This is a genomic window from Streptomyces sp. NPDC046122, from assembly GCF_056429965.1.
The window spans coordinates 78,260-95,252 of the sequence record NZ_JBWKLQ010000011.1 but is presented as its reverse complement, the minus strand read 5'-3'; the positions used below and the strand labels follow the sequence as shown (position 1 = coordinate 95,252).

13 protein-coding genes are annotated in these 16,993 nt (G+C 73.8%); 9 read left to right on the top strand and 4 right to left on the bottom strand.

All coding sequences use genetic code 11. From position 1 onward, the window contains the following. Window positions 1-73 precede the first annotated feature (73 nt). The 3 genes from coaBC to AC07FK_RS25270 all read left to right on the top strand — a co-directional run bounded on the left by coaBC (window position 74) and on the right by AC07FK_RS25270 (window position 4,982). Window positions 74-1,279, top strand: coding sequence for a bifunctional phosphopantothenoylcysteine decarboxylase/phosphopantothenate--cysteine ligase CoaBC (gene coaBC / locus AC07FK_RS25280; protein WP_479107230.1), 1,206 nt, complete (start codon window positions 74-76; stop codon window positions 1,277-1,279). Between the two features lie 250 nt (window positions 1,280-1,529). Next, window positions 1,530-2,738, top strand: a complete 1,209-nt coding sequence (gene metK / locus AC07FK_RS25275) for a methionine adenosyltransferase (protein WP_479107229.1) — start codon at window positions 1,530-1,532, stop codon at window positions 2,736-2,738. A 99-nt stretch (window positions 2,739-2,837) separates the two neighbouring features. Continuing rightward, complete coding sequence (locus AC07FK_RS25270) at window positions 2,838-4,982, top strand: primosomal protein N' (protein ID WP_479107228.1); 2,145 nt, start codon at window positions 2,838-2,840, stop codon at window positions 4,980-4,982. 471 nt (window positions 4,983-5,453) lie between these two features. Here AC07FK_RS25270 and AC07FK_RS25265 read toward each other — a convergent pair whose 3' ends face one another. Continuing rightward, window positions 5,454-5,996, bottom strand: a complete 543-nt coding sequence (locus AC07FK_RS25265) for a hypothetical protein (protein WP_479107227.1) — start codon at window positions 5,994-5,996, stop codon at window positions 5,454-5,456. 285 nt (window positions 5,997-6,281) lie between these two features. On the opposite strand from AC07FK_RS25265, the gene fmt reads away from it, so the two are divergent. The 3 genes from fmt to AC07FK_RS25250 all read left to right on the top strand — a co-directional run bounded on the left by fmt (window position 6,282) and on the right by AC07FK_RS25250 (window position 9,405). Beyond that, on the top strand, window positions 6,282-7,232 hold the full coding sequence (gene fmt / locus AC07FK_RS25260) for a methionyl-tRNA formyltransferase (RefSeq protein WP_479107226.1): 951 nt from the start codon (window positions 6,282-6,284) through the stop codon (window positions 7,230-7,232). Window positions 7,233-7,269: 37 nt separating this feature from the next. Continuing rightward, on the top strand, window positions 7,270-8,730 hold the full coding sequence (locus AC07FK_RS25255; protein ID WP_479107225.1) for an RsmB/NOP family class I SAM-dependent RNA methyltransferase: 1,461 nt from the start codon (window positions 7,270-7,272) through the stop codon (window positions 8,728-8,730). Window positions 8,731-8,868: 138 nt separating this feature from the next. Continuing rightward, complete coding sequence (locus AC07FK_RS25250) at window positions 8,869-9,405, top strand: cysteine hydrolase family protein (protein ID WP_479107224.1); 537 nt, start codon at window positions 8,869-8,871, stop codon at window positions 9,403-9,405. Between the two features lie 14 nt (window positions 9,406-9,419). On the opposite strand, the gene AC07FK_RS25245 is transcribed toward AC07FK_RS25250, so the two are convergent. Continuing rightward, window positions 9,420-11,540: an MMPL family transporter gene (locus AC07FK_RS25245; RefSeq protein WP_479107223.1), complete on the bottom strand. Its 2,121-nt coding sequence runs from the start codon at window positions 11,538-11,540 to the stop codon at window positions 9,420-9,422. Between the two features lie 133 nt (window positions 11,541-11,673). On the opposite strand from AC07FK_RS25245, the gene rpe reads away from it, so the two are divergent. From rpe to AC07FK_RS25230, 3 genes are all read left to right on the top strand, one after another. Next, window positions 11,674-12,360, top strand: coding sequence for a ribulose-phosphate 3-epimerase (gene rpe / locus AC07FK_RS25240; RefSeq protein ID WP_479107222.1), 687 nt, complete (start codon window positions 11,674-11,676; stop codon window positions 12,358-12,360). Window positions 12,361-12,439: 79 nt separating this feature from the next. After that, a complete protein-coding gene (locus AC07FK_RS25235) occupies window positions 12,440-13,522 on the top strand; it encodes a sugar-binding transcriptional regulator (protein WP_454375079.1) in 1,083 nt (360 codons plus the stop codon). Window positions 13,523-13,685: 163 nt separating this feature from the next. Next, window positions 13,686-15,128, top strand: coding sequence for a GuaB1 family IMP dehydrogenase-related protein (locus tag AC07FK_RS25230; protein WP_479107221.1), 1,443 nt, complete (start codon window positions 13,686-13,688; stop codon window positions 15,126-15,128). Between the two features lie 73 nt (window positions 15,129-15,201). Here the strand turns inward: AC07FK_RS25230 and AC07FK_RS25225 are convergent, their stop codons facing one another. Continuing rightward, a complete protein-coding gene (locus AC07FK_RS25225; protein WP_479107220.1) occupies window positions 15,202-15,573 on the bottom strand; it encodes an ATP-binding protein in 372 nt (123 codons plus the stop codon). A gap of 103 nt (window positions 15,574-15,676) precedes the next feature. Continuing rightward, window positions 15,677-16,723, bottom strand: coding sequence for a GDSL-type esterase/lipase family protein (locus tag AC07FK_RS25220; RefSeq protein WP_479107219.1), 1,047 nt, complete (start codon window positions 16,721-16,723; stop codon window positions 15,677-15,679). Between the last annotated feature and the right edge of the window lie 270 nt (window positions 16,724-16,993).

The window sequence follows — 16,993 nt, the reverse complement described above, 5'->3', positions numbered from 1 at the left end:
TGAGACTGCCGGGCCTGTGGTGTGTCATAGGGACGTGAATCGTGCCGGACAACCGGGTGAGCGGGGAGACGCAGTGGACAAGCCGAAGGTCGTGCTGGGAGTCAGCGGCGGCATCGCCGCGTACAAGGCGTGCGAGCTGCTGCGCCGGCTGACGGAATCCGGCCACGACGTACGGGTCGTGCCGACCGCGTCGTCGCTCCACTTCGTCGGCGCCGCCACCTGGTCGGCGCTCTCCGGCAACCCCGTCTCCGCCGAGGTGTGGGAGTCGGTGCACGAGGTGCCGCACGTACGGATCGGGCAGGCCGCGGACCTGGTCGTGGTGGCCCCCGCCACCGCCGACATGCTGGCGAAGGCGGCCCACGGGCTGGCCGACGACCTCCTCACGAACACCCTGCTCACCGCCCGGTGTCCGGTGATCTTCGCCCCCGCCATGCACACCGAGATGTGGGAGCACCCGGCCACCCAGGAGAACGTCGCCACGCTGCGCCGCCGGGGCGCGGTGGTCGTCGAGCCGGCGGTCGGCCGGCTGACCGGCGCCGACACCGGCAAGGGCCGGCTGCCCGACCCGGACGAGATCTTCGAGGTCTGCCGGCGCGTCCTCGCACGGGGCGCGGCCGAGCCCGACCTCGCGGGCCGGCACGTGGTGATCAGCGCGGGAGGCACCCGCGAACCGCTCGACCCGGTCCGCTACCTCGGCAACCGCTCCTCCGGCAAGCAGGGATACGCCCTGGCCCGCACCGCCGTCGCGCGCGGCGCCCGGGTCACGCTCGTGGAGGCCAACACCGGGCTGCCGGACCCGGCGGGCGCGGACGTCGTCCGCGTCGGCACGGCGGTGCAGCTGCGGGAGGCCGTACTGAAGGCCGCGGCGGACGCGGACGTGGTGGTGATGGCGGCGGCCGTGGCCGACTTCCGGCCAGCCGCGTACGCCGCGGGGAAGATCAAGAAGAAGGACGGCCACGAGCCGGCCCCCGTCGGGCTGGTGCGCAACCCCGACATCCTCGCCGAGATCTCCACCGAGCGGCCCGGACCTCCCGGACAGGTGGTCGTCGGCTTCGCCGCCGAGACCAACGACGTCCTCGCCAACGGCCGGGACAAGCTCCGCCGCAAGGGCTGCGACCTGCTGGTCGTCAACGAGGTGGGGGAGCGCAAGACGTTCGGCTCGGAGGAGAACGAGGCCGTCGTGCTCGACGCCGACGGCGGCGAGACGCCGGTGCCGTACGGCCCCAAGGAAGCCCTCGCGGACACGGTCTGGGACCTGGTCACCCGCCGGCTCGGGTGACCGCCGCCGTACGCGCCGCGGCGCGCCCGGCGGCCACAGCCCTTGGGAATCGGGCCTTTCGCCCTCTGGCGGAGGGCCTCGGCCGTGCTGCACAATGCAGTGCCGCTGGTCACAGGGCTCCCAAGAAGCGAGACGCGTGGTCCGCCGACCGGAAGCGACCGATAAACTGATGCCGGACCGACGCCGGGCGCAGCTCCCGGTCCGTTCCATCAATGCTCAGCCAGCAGCCGCTGCAACCCCAGGGAGCGATGTGTCCCGCCGCCTGTTCACCTCGGAGTCCGTGACCGAGGGCCACCCCGACAAGATCGCTGACCAGATCAGCGACACGATCCTCGACGCGCTCCTGCGGGAGGACCCGGCTTCCCGGGTCGCCGTGGAGACCTTGATCACCACCGGCCTGGTGCACGTCGCCGGCGAGGTGACCACCAAGGCCTACGCCGACATCCCCACCCTCGTACGCAACAAGATCCTCGAGATCGGGTACGACTCCTCGAAGAAGGGCTTCGACGGCGCCTCCTGCGGCGTCTCGGTGTCCATCGGCGCGCAGTCCCCGGACATCGCGCAGGGTGTCGACACGGCGTACGAGACCCGTGTCGAAGGCGATGAGGACGAGCTCGACAAGCAGGGCGCGGGCGACCAGGGCCTGATGTTCGGATACGCCTGCGACGAGACGCCCGAGCTGATGCCGCTGCCGATCCACCTGGCGCACCAGCTCTCGCGCCGGCTGTCCGAGGTCCGCAAGAACGGGACGATCCCGTACCTGCGTCCCGACGGCAAGACCCAGGTCACCATCGAGTACGACGGCGACAAGGCCGTCCGCCTCGACACGGTCGTCGTCTCCTCGCAGCACGCCTCGGACATCGACCTCGACTCGCTGCTCGCTCCCGACATCCGCGAGTTCGTCGTCGAGCACGTCCTGAGCGGACTGCTCGAGGACGGCATCAAGCTGGACACCGAGGGCTACCGCCTGCTGGTCAACCCGACCGGGCGCTTCGAGATCGGCGGCCCGATGGGCGACGCCGGCCTCACCGGCCGCAAGATCATCATCGACACGTACGGCGGCATGGCCCGCCACGGCGGCGGCGCCTTCTCCGGCAAGGACCCGTCCAAGGTCGACCGCTCGGCCGCGTACGCGATGCGCTGGGTCGCCAAGAATGTCGTGGCCGCGGGTCTCGCCGCGCGCTGCGAGGTCCAGGTCGCCTACGCGATCGGCAAGGCCGAGCCGGTGGGCCTGTTCGTCGAGACCTTCGGCACCGCCACGGTCGCCACCGAGAAGATCGAGAACGCGATCGCGGAGGTCTTCGACCTCCGTCCGGCCGCGATCATCCGCGACCTCGACCTGCTGCGCCCGATCTACGCCCAGACGGCGGCGTACGGTCACTTCGGCCGCGAGCTTCCCGACTTCACCTGGGAGCGCACGGACCGCGTGGACGCACTGCGCGCGGCGGCGGGTATCTGACCGCCCTGATCACCGCACGAGCGCGAAGGCCCCGGACCGCTGTGGTCCGGGGCCTTCGCGCTGGTCGCGCTGTCAGTGGCGTCTGGTAGGAATTTGGCTGTGAGCAGGAACGACGAGCGGCCCGAAGAGCCCGGGGGTGGGGTGCCGGAGCAGCTTGCGCTCATTCGGGAGACCGTGCGGAAGGCGAACGTCCCGAAGGCCAAGCCGCGGACCTGGCGCGGGGCGCCGCTGGCGAAGGAGCTGCCGGTCGCGCGGGTCCTGGTCGACAAGGGAGTGCTGCACCTCGACAAGTACTTCGACTATGCCGTGACCGAGGAGCTGGACGCCGTCGCCCAGCCGGGAGTGCGGGTACGGGTGCGGTTCGGCGCCGGGGCGCACAACGTGCAGGGCGGCCGCCGTGAGGGCGGCGGGATGATCGACGGGTTCCTCGTCGAGCGGCGGGCCGAGTCCGACTACGCGGGGCCGCTGGCGGCGCTCGCCTATGTGGTGTCGCCGGAGCCCGTGCTGAGCCCCGACCTGCTGGCCCTGTCGCGGGCGATCGCCGACCGCTACGCGGGGAGCCTCGCCGACGTACTGCAGCTCGCCGTGCCGCCCAGGAACGGTCCGGCCGAGGCGAAGCCCTCGCCCGACCCGCTGCCGCCGCCCGAGGCGCCGGCGGCCGGCACCTGGGAGCGGTACGCCCACGGGCCCGCCTTCCTGCGCGAACTGGCGGCGGGCCGGGCGCCGCGGGCCGTGTGGAACGCCCTGCCGGGGCCGCACTGGCCCGAGGAGCTGGCCCGCGCCGTGGTGGCGACGCTCGCCTCGGGCAGGGGCGCGCTCGTCGTGCTTCCGGACGGGCGCAGCGCGGCCCGGGTGGACGCCGCACTCGACGCGCTGGTGGGCAAGGGGCACCACACGCTGCTGACCGCCGACGCCGGGCCCCAGAAGCGGTACCGGCAGTGGCTGGCCGCGCGGCGGGGGTCGGTGCGGGCGGTGATCGGGACGCGGGCCGCGATGTTCGCTCCCGTGACGGACCTGGGCCTCGTGGCGGTGTGGGACGACGGGGACTCCAGCCACAGCGACGACCACGCGCCGTTCCCGCACGTGCGGGAGGTGCTGGAGCTGCGGGCGCAGCACAGCCGGTGCGGATTCCTGCTCGGGGCCACGAGCTGCACGGTGGAGGCGGCCCAGCTGGTGGAGAGCAAGTGGGCCGCTCCGCTGCGGGCCGGCCGCGAACAGGTGCGGGCCGCCGCCCCGCTGATCCGCACCGTCGGCGACGAGGAGGTGGCCCGGGACGGGGCCGCCCGGGCGGCGCGGCTGCCCAGCCTGGCATGGCAGACGGTGCGGGACGGGCTCAGGTCCGGGCCGGTGCTGGTGCAGGTGCCCCGGCGCGGATACGTCCCGAGCCTGGCCTGCGAGCGGTGCCGTACCCCCGCAAGGTGCCGGCACTGCGCCGGGCCGCTGGAGGCGGCCGACCAGCAGGAGCTGCACTGCGGGTGGTGCGGCCGGGACGCGGCCGGCTGGCGGTGCGGTGAGTGCGGCGGTGTGCGGCTGCGGGCGCAGGTCGTCGGGGCGCGCCGCACGGCGGAGGAACTGGGACGGGCGTTTCCCGCTGTGCCGGTGCGTACGTCGGGGCGCGACCATGTGCTGGAGAGCGTGCCGGGGGCGCCGGCGCTGGTGGTCAGTACGCCGGGTGCCGAGCCGGTGGCCGAGGGCGGTTACGCGGCGGCGCTGCTGCTCGACGGCTGGGCCATGCTCGGGCGGCCGGACCTGCGGGCGGGGGAGGAGGCGCTGCGGCGCTGGATCAGTGCATCGGCGCTGGTCAGGGGCCAGGCTGAGGGCGGCACTGTGGTCGTCGTCGCGGAGCCGTCGCTGCGGCCGGTGCAGGCGCTGGTGCGGTGGGACCCGGTGGGACACGCCCAGCGGGAGCTGGCGGAGCGCGCGGAGCTGGGCTTTCCACCGGTGTCGCGGATGGCGGCGGTGAGCGGCCGGCCGGAGGCGATCGCGGCGTTCCTCGCGGCGGCGGAACTGCCGGGGGACGCCGAGGTGCTGGGGCCCGTGCCGCTGCCCGTGGTGGAGCCCGGCAGGCCCCGCAGGCCCGGCGACCCGCCGGTCGGCGAGGTGTGGGAGCGGGCGCTGCTGCGGGTGCCGCCGGGGAGCGGGGCCGCGCTCGCAGCGGCGCTGAAGGCGGCGCAGGCGGCGCGGCTGGCCCGGGGAGGCGGCGATCCGGTGCGGATCAGGATCGATCCGCCGGACATCGGCTGACGGGCGGCGGCGACGGGATGGCGGGCCGTTGGGGCGGGTGCCCTGCCCGGGGGCACCGGTCGCGGAACAGGTCCGGCCCTGCCGTGTCGGGGGGCCTTCGCGGGCCGGGGCCGCGCTGAGTGTCGCGGAGCAGGCCGGCCCCTGTCCCCGCCGTCCGCAGTCTGTGGGGTGGTGCCGCGGGAGGCGTCTCCCCGGGTGCCGAACGTGTCGGGGCGACGAGCTGTTCGGGACGGTTGCGTTCGGCACCTGCGGGGGAGCGCCCGGCATGTCCCCTCCCTGCACCGTGGAGGTGAGGCGCGGCTCCGCACGCGCGCGCCCTCGCCGGGCGGAGCCGGAACGGTCGGTGCCGGGAGGGCGTGGGGCGGCAGGCTCGGGGCCCGGCAGTGGAGACGGGAGGGGCCGGGGAGCCCGACCGTCCCGCCGGGTGCGCCGGGGCGGCGTACGGCGGACGGCCGGGGCGGGGGAAGACGGTCAGCCGTTGCGGGGGCCCGGGAAGGCGGTCGGGCGCAGTTCGTCGCGCAGCGACTGGCTCGCGGCCGTCGGCTGCGGCGGCATGGAACGGGCCGCCGGCACGGACGGCACGGGCGGCGGGGCCGGCAGGGTCCGGGTGGCGGTCGCCGCCTCGGCGGCGAGCTCCGCCTCGGCCGGCGCGGCGGTCTGCGCCGCGGCCCGCCGCGCGCCGTAACGCCGGTGCACGGCCTGCTTCGTGACTCCGAGCGCCGAGCCGACCGCGTCCCAGGAGAAGCCGAGCGAACGGTCGAAGTCGACCGCGGCGGTGACCAGCGTCTCGACGCTGTCCCGCAGTTCCTGCGCGAGGCGGACGGTGGGCGCCGGGGCCCGGCCGTAGACGACGAAGCCCGTGGACGGGCCGGAGCGGCGCGGGCGGTAGACGTTGCCGAGCTGGGCGGTGAGGGTGCGCAGTGCGTCCACCTGCCGGCGGACCCGCTCGATGTCCCGTACCAACAGATGCAGGCTGGCCCGTGCTTGGGCGTCGTGGGTTGCGTGGTCGGCCATGAACAAGCCTCTCGAACCGGCGTGAAAGAAAGGGCGGAAGAAGGACGGAAAGGGGGTGCGTGACGAGGGTCGGGGCCGCTCGCGCGGGCCGTTTCGGTCAATCTCACTTGACCAACGCGTCACCCGTCGCCGGGGTCACGCTGGTGGGGGCGTACGCACATGCGCGCGGGGCGCGCGGATGTGCGTACGCCCCCTGGGGCCACAGTCCCTGGCGGCCCATAGACTGGTGCGTCCCTTGACGCCGCACCCGTTCCGCCCTTCCTGCCCGAGAGGCCCGCGCCACCGATGAAGCTCGTCTTCGCAGGCACCCCCGAGGTCGCCGTACCCGCCCTGGACGCCCTGATCGCCTCCGACCGGCACGAGGTCGCCGCCGTCGTCACCCGGCCGGACGCCCCCGCGGGACGCGGTCGCAGGCTCGTGGCCAGCCCCGTCGCGGTGCGCGCGGAGGAGGCCGGGATCGAGGTGCTCAAGCCGGCCCATCCGCGCGACGAGGAGTTCCTCGCGCGGCTGCGCGAGATCGCCCCGGACTGCTGCCCCGTCGTCGCGTACGGCGCGCTGCTGCCCAAGGCAGCCCTCGACATCCCGGCCAAGGGGTGGGTGAACCTGCACTTCTCGCTCCTGCCGGCGTGGCGCGGCGCCGCCCCCGTGCAGCACGCCGTCCTCGCGGGCGACGAGGTCACGGGCGCGTCGACGTTCCTCATCGAGGAAGGGCTCGACTCCGGGCCGGTGTACGGCGTCCTCACCGAGCAGGTGCGTCCCACCGACACCAGCGGCGACCTGCTCACCCGGCTCGCCTTCGCGGGCTCCGGCCTGCTCGCCGCCACCATGGACGGCATCGAGGACGGCACCCTGCAGGCCGTGCCCCAGCCCGCCGAGGGCATCACGCTGGCTCCCAAGATCACCGTCGAGGACGCGCAGATCGACTGGACCGCGCCCGCGCTGCGTGTCGACCGCGTCGTGCGCGGCTGCACGCCGGCCCCCGGCGCCTGGACGGTGTTCCGGGGCGAGCGGCTCAAGCTCGTCGCGGTGAAGCCGCTGCCGGACCGGACCGACCTGGCCCTGGCCCCCGGCGAGCTGTCGGCGGGAAAGAAGAACGTGTACGCCGGGACCGGTTCGCATCCGGTCGAGCTCCTGTGGGTGCAGCCGCAGGGCAAGAAGCCGATGCTCGCGGCCGACTGGGCGCGCGGCGTGCGGATCGCCCCGGGCGAACACGTCGGGCCGGCGGACGTACGCTGAGAGGGTTCGTCCCCCTCTCAAGCGGAGCACCTTTTTCGTGAGTGACCAGCCAAGCAGCAGTCCCGCCAAGCGCGCCGCCAAGCGTCCCGCCAAGCCGCACCGGCGTCCGCAGAAGGACCCGGTCCGCTTCCTCGCGTTCGAGGCGCTGCGCGCCGTCGACGAGCGGGACGCGTACGCGAACCTCGTCCTGCCGCCGCTGCTGAAGAAGGCCCGCGCAAAGGGCGGCTTCGACGAACGCGACGCCGCGCTCGCGACCGAGCTGGTGTACGGGACGCTGCGCCGCCAGGGGACGTACGACGCGGTCGTCGCGGCGTGCATCGACCGGCCGCTGCGCGAGGTCGACCCGCCGGTACTCGACGTACTGGCGCTCGGCGCGCACCAGCTCCTGGGCACCCGCATCCCGACGCACGCCGCCGTGTCGGCGAGCGTGGAGCTGGCGCGCGTGGTGCTCGGCGAGGGGCGCGCGAAGTTCGTCAACGCGGTGCTGCGGAAGATCTCCAAGCAGGACCTCGACGCCTGGGTGGAGCAGGTCGCCCCGCCGTACGACGACGACGCCGAGCAGCACCTGGCAGTCGTCCACTCGCATCCGCGCTGGATCGTCAGCGCGCTCTGGGACGCCCTCGGCGGCGGCCGCGCCGGCATCGAGGACCTGCTGGAGGCCGACAACGAGCGGCCCGAGGTGACGCTCGTCGCCCGTCCCGGCCGCTCCACCGCCGACGAGCTGCTCGACGTGCTGGGCGAGGAGTCCGCGCTGCCGGGCCGCTGGTCCCCGTACGCCGTACGGCTGGCCGAGGGCGGCGAGCCGGGGGCGATCGCGGCCGTCCACGAGGGGCGGGCCGGTGTCCAGGACGAGGGCAGCCAGCTGGTCGCCGTCGCCCTCGCCAACGCGCCCGTCGAGGGCCGGGACGAGCGCTGGCTCGACGGCTGCGCCGGCCCCGGCGGCAAGGCCGCCATGCTGGCCGGACTCGCCGCCGGGCGCGGCGCCGCGCTCCTGGCCGCCGAGAAGCAGCCGCACCGCGCCCGTCTCGTGGAGCGCGCGCTGGCCGGCAACCCCGGCCCGTACCAGGTCGTCGCCGCCGACGGCACGCGGCCGCCGTGGCTCCCGGGCTCCTTCGACCGCGTCCTGGTGGACGTGCCGTGCTCCGGGCTCGGCGCGCTGCGCCGCCGCCCCGAGGCGCGCTGGCGTCGCCGCGCCGAGGACCTGGAGGGGTTCGCCCCGCTCCAGCGCGGGCTGCTGCGCGAGGCGCTGGGCGCGGTACGCGTGGGCGGTGTCGTGGGTTACGCGACCTGCTCGCCGCACCTGGCCGAGACCCGGGTCGTCGTCGACGACGTGCTCAAGGGGCGCGGCGGTCACACGCCGGCCGCTGCGGAGTGGATCGACGCCAGGCCGCTGCTGCCCGGCGTTCCGGCGCTGGGCGACGGGCCCGACGTACAGCTGTGGCCGCACCTGCACGGTACGGACGCGATGTACCTGGCGCTGCTGCGCCGGACCGCCTGAGCCTCGTCCGGCCGATCGTGCCGGCCCGTGCGCCGCGGCCGCGCATCGGCGGCCGCGACCGGCCCGGCCGACCGGACAGGACCCGAGCGACTCGTTTCCGAGTGGGACGATCGCCGGCTTTCGGGAACCCTGAGGCGTATGGGAAAGACCGCGCTCATCGTCATCGATATGATCAACACATATGACCACGACGACGCGGACCTGCTGCTTCCCTCGGCGCGCGAGGCCGTACCGGCGATCGTCCGGCTGCTCAAGCGCGCCAGGGAGAGCGGCGTTCCGGTCATCTACGTCAACGACAACTTCGGCGAATGGCGCTCGCACCACGGCGAGATCGTCGACACCGCGCTCGCGGGGCCGCACGCGGATCTGGTGCGGCCCCTCCAGCCGGACGACGACTCGCTGTTCGTGGTCAAGGCGCGCCACTCGATCTTCTTCGAGACGCCGCTCGGCTATCTGCTGAGTTCGCTCGGGGCCGACCACGTGGTGCTGTGCGGCCAGGTCACGGAGCAGTGCGTGCTGTACTCGGCGCTCGACGCGCACATCCGGCACCTGCGGGTGACCGTCCCGCGGGACGCCGTGGCGCACATCCATCCGCCGCTGGCCGAGGCCGCGCTGGAGATGATGCGGCGCAACATGCACGCCGCGATCGTGGCCGGCGACGACGTCGAGTGGTGAACCGGTGGCCGCGCCTACCGGCCCTCGCGGGCCATGCGGTGCGGCCACCACACCGTGGGACCGGCGTCGAGGAACAGTGCGGGCACCAGGACGGACCGTACGACGAAGGTGTCCAGCAGCACACCCAGCGCGACCGCGAAGCCGATCTCGGCGAAGGCCACCAGCGGCAGGGTGCCGAGGGCGGCGAACGTGCCCGCCAGGACCAGGCCGGCCGAGGTGATGACCGCTCCGGTGGCCGCCAGCCCGGCGACCACGCCGGCTGCGGTGCCCTGGCGGCGGGCCTCCTCGCGGATCCGGGTGGACAGGAAGATGTTGTAGTCGATGCCCAGGGCCACCAGGAACACGAAGACGAACAGCGGGAAGTCCGTCGTCTCGCCCGCGTAGTCGAAGAGGTACCGGAAGGCGAGCGCGCTCAGGCCCAGGGCGGCGGCGAACGACAGGACGACCGTGCCGATCAGCAGCAGCGGCGCTACCAGCGAGCGCAGCAGCACCATGAGCACCAGCAGGACCACGACCAGCACCAGCGGAATGATCAGGACGTTGTCGTGCGTGGTGGCCCGGTCCATGTCGAGCAGCGCCGCGGTGCCGCCGCCGACCGCCGCGTCGGCGTCCGGCACGGCGTGCACCGCCGCCCGTACCCGCTCCACCGTGTTCTTGGCGGCCGCGCTGTCGGCGCGGTCCGTCATCGTCGCCTCGATCAGTACCCGGCCCTCGTGCACCGGTTTCGTGCCCGGCGGCACGCCGATGGAGGCGGGCACGACCCCGCCCGTCCGCGCCACGGTCTCGCCGACCTGCCTCGCCTGCTCCGCGTTGCTCACGATCACCAGCGGATCGCCGCTGCCCGCCGGGAAGTACCTGGCCTGTACCTCCTGCCCGGTGATCGCGGCGGGTCTGCCCGTGAAGGCGTCCGCGTTGCCGACGCCCTCGGCCCGCAGTTGGGTCAGCCCCAGCGCGAAGGCGGCTAGCACGAGAGCGGTGACGCCCCAGACCGCCCTCGGGCGACGCGCGATGCGCCGGCCCGTACGGGCCCAGAGGCCCCGCTCGGTGGGCTCGGGGGAGCCGAGATGGGGGATCACCGGCCAGAAGATCCAGCGGCCGAAGATCACCAGGAGCGCGGGGAAGAGCGTGAGCATCGCCAGCAGGGCGACCGCGACGCCGATCGCGGCGACCGGACCGAGCCCGCTGGTCGAGTTCATCTCCGCGAACATCAGCACCAGCATGCCGAGCACCACCGTGGCCCCGCTGGCCAGCACGGCGGGTCCCGCCCGGTGCAGGGCGAGCGCCATCGCCTCGTGCCGGTCCTCGTGGCGGCGCAGTTCCTCCCGGTAGCGGGCGACCAGCAGCAGGGCGTAGTCCGTCCCCGCGCCGAAGACGAGCACCGTGAGGATGCCGGCGCTCTGCCCGTTGACGGTCAGGTCGGCGTGTTCGGCCAGGAGGTAGATGAGCGCCTGCGCGGCGACCAGCGCGCCGATCACCGCGATCACTGGGACCACCAGGAGGGTCGGACTGCGGTAGGTGATCAGCAGCATCACGATCACCACGCCGAGCGCCGCGAGCAGCAGGGTGGAGTCGATGCCCTCGAAGGCCTCGGAGAACGCGGCGGAGGTGCCGCCCGGTCCCGTGACGTACACCGCGAGGCCGCCTTCGCCGTCGCCCGTCTGCGCGTGCAGCGAGTCGACGGCGGGCGCGAGCCGCTCCCACCCCTGCTCGTCCATCGTGATCGGTACGAAGACCTGGGCCGCGCGCGGGTCCTCCGGCCGGTCCAGGACGGGGCCGCGCGTCTCGGCGCCGCGCACCCCGTGGTCCCGCAGCTCCTTGAACGCCGCGACGTCCTCGGCGACGCGGGCCCGGTCGGCGGGAGTGAGGCCGCTCTCGCGGGCGTACACGACGATCGCCGGAATCACCTGCGGCCTGAACTCCTCGGCCTCGTGGAGCACTTGGGTGGACTCGGCCTTGCCGGGGAGCCAGGAGGCGGCGTCGTTGTCCTGGGCGTCCGTGAGCTTCGCCGCCAGGGGGAAGGCCAGCACGATCACCACCAGCCACAGCACCACCACGACCCACTTGCCGCGCCGCCCGCAGACCGGCCGGGCGGCCCCTCGGTACGGCGGCGTCGGAAGCTCGTGCGTCTCGGGCATGGCGCCCCCTGACCCTCTGTCGTGGGCCGAATCGCCAGTATTGCGAGGACTGTGCCGGTCGCGGGCGCCTCTGGTCCGTAGCGAGGGGCCCACCGGGGCGAGGAAGCGCCCCGGAACATGGCAGGCTTGGCCCATGGCTGTTCAGATCAATCCCAGTATCCTCTCCGCAGACTTCTCCCGCCTGGCGGAGGAGGCGAAGGCCGTCGAGGGCGCCGACTGGCTCCATGTCGACGTGATGGACAACCACTTCGTTCCCAACCTCACGCTGGGCGTCCCGATCGTGGAGTCCCTCAGCCGGGCGACGGACATCCCGCTCGACTGCCACCTGATGATCGAGGACGCCGATCGCTGGGCCCCGCAGTACGTCGAGGCGGGCGCCGGATCGGTCACCTTCCACGCCGAGGCGTGCGCCGCCCCCGTCCGCACGGCGCGCGAGATCCGGGCCAAGGGGGCCCGCGCCTCCATGGCGCTGAAGCCGGCCACGCCCATCGAGCCGTACGAGGACCTGCTCCCCGAGCTGGACATGCTGCTGATCATGACCGTGGAACCGGGCTTCGGCGGCCAGGCGTTCCTCGACATCATGCTGCCGAAGATCCGCCGCACCCGTGAGCTGATCTCCAAGCACGGACTGGAGCTGTGGCTCCAGGTGGACGGCGGCGTATCGGCGTCGACGATCGAGCGCTGCGCGGAGGCCGGCGCGGACGTCTTCGTCGCGGGTTCGGCCGTGTACGGCACGGACGACCCGGCCGCCGCGGTGCGCATGCTGCGCAACCAGGCGGCCGAGACCACGGCTACGGCCGGCTGGGCATGCGGACACTGAGCCACGGCTCGGTGAACGCCGCCCTTCGGGGCTGATCAAGGTCTCGCTGATCTGACAGGATGAACAGCGAGCCCAGAGTGTGAACAGCAGTGAGGAGATCGCGGTGTCTGCAATGTCGGCGGGCCGGTCAGCCCTGCGGATGGGACCCGCAGAGCTGGTCCAGGCGGCGGCCATGGCCCGCCGCTTCTATCTGGAGGGCAAGTCCAAGATCCAGATCGCCGAGGAGTTCGGCGTCAGCCGCTTCAAGGTGGCCCGGGTCCTGGAGACCGCCCTCGAGCGCGATCTGGTGCGGATCGAGATCAGGGTGCCCGCCGAGCTGGACGCGGAGCGCTCCGACGCCCTGCGCGCCCGCTACGGCCTGCGGCACGCGGTCGTGGTCGAGTCCCCGGCCGACGCCACCGAGGACGCCCTCCCCGGATCCCCGGGCTTCGCCGGCAGCGCGCCCACCGACCCGGAGAACCTGGGCGAGGTGGCGGCCGACCTGCTCGGCGAGCTGGTGAACGAGGGCGACGTGCTCGGCCTCGCCTGGGGCCGCTCCACGATCCACATGGCGGCGGCCCTGCACCAGCTGCCGCCGTGCACGGTCGTCCAGCTGACCGGCGTGTACGACGCGGGGACGGCGGAGCGCGGCTCGGTCGAGGCCGTACGCCGTGCCGCCCAGGTCTCCGGCGGCGAGGCGCACCCGATCTACGCGCCGATGCTGCTGCCCGACCCGGCGACCGCGGCGGCCCTGCGCAGCCAGACCGGCATCGCGCGCGCCTTCGAGTACTTCGACAAGGTCACCGTCGCGGCCGTGTCCATCGGCTCCTGGGAGCCGGGCATCTCGACCGTCCACGACATGCTCTCCGACGAGGAGCGCGCCCACTACGCCTCGCTGGGCGTCGCCGCCGAGATGTCGGCGCACCTGTTCGACGCCCAGGGCCGCCGGGTGGGGCGCGACCTCGGCGAGCGGTGCATCACCGTCGAGGCCGACCGGCTGCGGCGGATTCCCGAGGTGGTGGCCATCGCGGGCGGGCTGCGCAAGGCGGCCGCCATCGACGCGGTGCTCAGATCGGGCCTGGTCACGAGCCTGGTCACGGACACCGCCGCGGCCGACTTCCTGCTGAGCGAGACCGGCACGGCGCCCCGGCCCGCGCTGGACCGGGCGGACCCGGACGACTGAGGACACGGGCAGCGGATCGGAGGATCCTACGAGCGCACCCCCTGCGGCCTGGACGTTCGGCCCGGAGGGAGTTCCGGCATGGGCATGGGACACTGAAGTACGTGCGTTTTTCCCCGGCTGAAATGCCCGGGGGCCAACTCCGAACGACTGGGATGTTCAGCACGTGCGTTTCCTCAACGATCTGAAGCCGCCGTACGACCTCACGTACGACGACGTATTCATGGTGCCGAGCCGCTCGGCCGTCGGTTCCCGCCAGGGCGTGGACCTCGCCGCCCCCGACGGCACCGGCACCACCATCCCGCTGGTCGTGGCGAACATGACCGCGATCGCCGGCCGTCGGATGGCCGAGACCGTGGCCCGCCGCGGCGGACTCGTCGTCATCCCGCAGGACATCCCGATCGAGGTCGTCACCGAGGTCGTCTCCTGGGTGAAGACGCGCCACCTGGTGCTCGACACCCCGATCGTCCTGGCCCCCTCGCAGACCGTCGCCGACGCGCTGTCGCTGCTGCCCAAGCGGGCGCACGGCGCGGGCGTCGTCGTGGACGCCGAGCGCCGCCCCGTCGGCGTCGTCACCGACCACGACCTCACCGGCGTCGACCGGTTCACGCAGCTGTCCGAGGTCATGTCCCGCGACCTGGTCCTGCTGGACGCCGGCATCGACCCGCGCGAGGCCTTCAACCGGCTCGACCACGCCAACCGCAAGTACGCGCCCGCCGTGGACAAGGACGGCCGCCTCGCCGGCGTCCTGACCCGCAAGGGCGCCCTGCGCGCGACGCTCTACACGCCCGCCACCGACGCCAACGGCCGGCTGCGCATCGCCGCCGCCGTAGGCATCAACGGCGACGTCGCCGGCAAGGCCAAGCAGCTGCTCGACGCCGGCGTGGACACGCTCGTCGTGGACACCGCGCACGGCCACCAGGAGTCGATGATCGCCGCGGTCAAGGCCGTGCGCGCGCTCGACCCGCAGGTCCCGATCGTGGCCGGCAACATCGTCGCCGCCGAGGGCGTGCGCGACCTCATCGAGGCCGGTGCGGACATCATCAAGGTCGGTGTGGGCCCCGGCGCCATGTGCACCACCCGCATGATGACCGGCGTGGGCCGGCCGCAGTTCTCCGCCGTCCTGGAGTGCGCGGCCGAGGCGAAGAAGTTTGGCAAGCACGTCTGGGCCGACGGTGGCATCCGCCACCCGCGTGACGTCGCGATGGCGCTCGCCGCGGGCGCGTCCAACGTCATGGTGGGCTCCTGGTTCGCCGGTACCTACGAGTCGCCCGGCGACCTCCAGCACTCGGCCGACGGCCGCGCGTACAAGGAGTCGTTCGGCATGGCATCCGCCCGCGCCGTGCGCAACCGTACGAGCGAGGAGTCGGCGTACGACCGTGCCCGCAAGGCACTGTTCGAGGAGGGCATCTCCACCTCGCGCATGTTCCTCGACCCGGCCCGTCCCGGCGTCGAGGACCTGATCGACTCGATCATCGCGGGCGTCCGCTCCTCCTGCACGTACGCGGGCGCGAGCTCGCTGGAGGAGTTCGCCGAGAAGGCGATCGTGGGGGTGCAGAGCGCCGCCGGCTACGCCGAGGGCAAGCCGCTGCACGCCAGCTGGAGCTGACGCCTCCGGATTTCCGTGGGCACCACCGGCCGGTCCCCGCTTCCGCGGGGACCGGCCGGTGGTGCGTGGGCCCTCAGTACGCCTCGGCGGGGCGCGGCCAGCTCGCCCGTACGCGCTTGCCCTCGGACAGGGGCCGGACCTCGACGCGGCCCGCGAGCCGCTGCACCATGTGCCAGCCGAACCCGCCGCCGCCGCCGAAGTCCGGCTCGCGGGGCACGGGGGGCTGGTCGCTGGAGTCGTCGATCTCCACCACCAGTTCCTCCCGGCCGGCGTGGAGGGTGAGGCGCCACCAGCCCGCGGTGTGCCGCACCGCGTTGGTCACGAGCTCGCTGACGACGAGCAGTACGGCGTCGAGGTCGGCCCAGGGGCAGTGGCGGGCCACGTAGTCGGCGGCGGCCTCCCGGGCCGTCGCGGTGTTTTGCATGGGTGAGTCCAGGACAACCATGAGCGGCTCCTCAGTCATCTAGGGCTCGTCTACCCGCCCCTCACCGACCCATGACCCGCTGGCCCCTCCCGTACTCACGCCGTGGGCGAACACCTCGCCCCCGTCACGAGCCCTGCGCCGGGACGAAGCCCGCCTCACGCAGCGCGGCGGCGACCACCCGGGCCAGCAGAGCGTGACCCGCGTCGTTCGGGTGGAGCCCGTCCGCCAGGTGCTCGGGGCCGAGGATGTCGCGTCCGGGGAGCAGCGCCAGCCGGTCGTCGCCGCCGGCGACGCGGTCGCGTGCGGCCTCCTCCAGGGCGGTGCGCAGCTCGCCGAGGGTGGCACCGAGGTCATTGGGGGTCCGCTCCGCCTCCGGGCGCAGGACCGGGGAGAGGACGAGCAGCGGGGTGTCGGGGTGACCCCGGCGTACGAGGCCGACGAAAGCGCGTGCCGTCTCGTACAGCAGGGGCGCCGAGAAGGGGGTGCGGGACCAGCAGTTGGTGCCGAAGGCGAGGGTCAGGAGGCCGGCGGGCAGCCCCGCGATCTGCTGGGCGACGGCGAGCTCGCCGCGGCCGGCGCCCGCGTGGCCGAGGTTCACGGCGTCCAGGCCGAGCGCGCGGCCGGCCACCGCGGGCCAGGCGTGGGCGGGACGGGTGGACCACCAGCCCTCGGTGATGGAGTCGCCGTGCACCAGCCAGCGGGGCTGGGCGGGGGCCGGGTCGACGGCGCCGCCGACCGGGCGCAGGCCGAGGATCTCGGGCGACCGGCTCTCCGGCGGATACACCGTGAACCGTCCGCCCCGCTCCGGCAGCCCGATCCGTACGACGGCCTCCCGGTCCGGGCCGCCGGTGACCTCGGTCACGAGGGCGCCGTCGTGCCAGAGGGCGAAGGTGTGCGCGAGGTCCCCCAGCGCGTCGGCGGGTTCGGGTGGTGCGGTGCGGTAGCGGACGTCGAGCGCACGGGCGCCCCGCGCGGTGAACTCCAGCCGTACGCCGACCGGAACGGCGGCCCGCGCGGCGGTGTCCCACGGCAGCCGGTCGAGGTCGCCGGGGTCGGCGCGCACGGCGCGGCGGCCGTCGCGCCAGGCGACGCCGCGCTGGTAGGGGGCGGGGTCCAGCCATCCCTCGGGGTCCGCTTGGCCGGCCCGGGCGGCCCGGTCCGTCGTCGTCATGATCGCCTCCGGTCGTCGGCGTGCGCAGGGCGGTCGCGGGACGTCCGCCGTATCGGACAAAAGGGATTTCGAAAGGTGAGGCGCAACAAAGAGCCATGTGTCGCAGTCGTGCGCAATGATCCTCCGTCGGTACGCAAGGTTGCTGCATTACGGATGTGAACACACACCTCGTAGGCTTCGCGCTGTACGTGGAGTGGCGGGGACCGCCTGCTCGGCGGTTCCCGAGCTCCGGGCTGATTTCCGACGCCCCGAGCGGACCGCTGCGGTCGC

Coding starts and splice junctions, on each gene's coding strand:
- AC07FK_RS25250 (WP_479107224.1), top strand. CDS start 8,869: ATGGGAAAGACCGCGCTCATCGTCATCGATATGATCAACACATATGAC.
- AC07FK_RS25245 (WP_479107223.1), bottom strand. CDS start 11,540: ATGCCCGAGACGCACGAGCTTCCGACGCCGCCGTACCGAGGGGCCGCC.
- AC07FK_RS25220 (WP_479107219.1), bottom strand. CDS start 16,723: ATGACGACGACGGACCGGGCCGCCCGGGCCGGCCAAGCGGACCCCGAG.
- AC07FK_RS25225 (WP_479107220.1), bottom strand. CDS start 15,573: ATGGTTGTCCTGGACTCACCCATGCAAAACACCGCGACGGCCCGGGAG.
- fmt (WP_479107226.1), top strand. CDS start 6,282: ATGAAGCTCGTCTTCGCAGGCACCCCCGAGGTCGCCGTACCCGCCCTG.
- AC07FK_RS25265 (WP_479107227.1), bottom strand. CDS start 5,996: ATGGCCGACCACGCAACCCACGACGCCCAAGCACGGGCCAGCCTGCAT.
- rpe (WP_479107222.1), top strand. CDS start 11,674: ATGGCTGTTCAGATCAATCCCAGTATCCTCTCCGCAGACTTCTCCCGC.